2 protein-coding genes are annotated in these 1,029 nt (G+C 48.4%); both read right to left on the bottom strand.

Going from position 1 to position 1,029, the window contains the following annotated elements; translation table 11 throughout:
* The coding region (gene flgJ / locus R7035_RS26070) for a flagellar assembly peptidoglycan hydrolase FlgJ (RefSeq protein ID WP_318146430.1) at positions 1 to 886 on the bottom strand (886 nt) is incomplete at its 3' end.
* A 16-nt stretch (positions 887 to 902) separates the two neighbouring features.
* Positions 903 to 1,029, bottom strand: a 127-nt coding sequence (locus R7035_RS26075) for a flagellar basal body P-ring protein FlgI (protein WP_318146431.1), incomplete at its 5' end; no start/stop codon positions are given.

A 1,029-nucleotide genomic window follows, 5' to 3' on the forward strand; every position in this document is an offset into this window, starting at 1 on the left:
CGGCGTAGGTTGGATCCGTCGCATAACCTGCTCGATGAATACCGCGAATAAAGGATTCAGAATCTCCGCGTTGCTGCAATGCCGTCTCGTAACGTGGATTGTCATTCAAGAAACGGACGTAGTCGTTGAAACTATCTTGATAGTTCGAGTAAGAACGAAACGCTGCCGTCTCTTTCACTGGCGTATTGTCATGAAATTCCAATGTTTGCGTGGTGACTTTATCACCTTGCCAGCTTCTGTCTGCTTTGATGTTGAACAAGTTGTTACTGCTACCACGAGCATTTTGCACCACTTTTTGTCCCCAGCCAGTTTCCAGAGCTGCTTGAGCAAGAAGCAATGATGGTTCTACACCCAACGCTTTCGCCGCCTTTTCAGCGTACGGTTTCATGGAGTTCACAAAGGATTCTGGTGAATCAAACTTAGCAGGAGTATGGCTGGTACGGGAAAGTTCGCCGGACTCAATCAAGCGCTTTTCAATTTCACGCGCTTTTTTAGGGTCCACACGACGATATTCTACCGCGCTGTTTGCCGCATCGCGCATTGCCGTTTCGCTCTTATCATTGCCTTGGCCAGCCGTCAGCTGTGCCACTATCATATCTGCCAAGCCCATAGAGCCATTTGCGCTCAGTTCACTCGCCATCTGCTCATCAAGCATCTGGCGGTAAAATTTCTCATTTTGGCTATTCATGATGTTCGACTCGAAGCCTTCGTTCGCTTCGCGCATCGACTTCAGCATCATGGATGTAAAGATAGACTCAAACTGACGAGCAGCCGCATGCAGTGCTTCTTGCTCGCCATCTTTGCCCTCTTTAACCGCTTTCTGACGCAGGCTATCGAGTGAGCTAATGTCGTGAATAAAACCGATATCGTTAGGATTCTTCATCATCGCAACCTCCTAACCATTAAATGATGATCAACTGGCCTTCGATGGCACCAGCTTGTTTCAATGCTTGTAAGATGGCCATCAAATCAGAAGGTGCTGCTCCCACTTCATTCACCGCACGTACGAGGTCATCCAGCGTCAAACCC

The sequence above is a fragment of the Vibrio sp. 1731 genome, assembly GCF_033339955.1.
In the GTDB taxonomy this organism is placed as follows: Bacteria; Pseudomonadota; Gammaproteobacteria; order Enterobacterales; family Vibrionaceae; genus Vibrio; species Vibrio alginolyticus.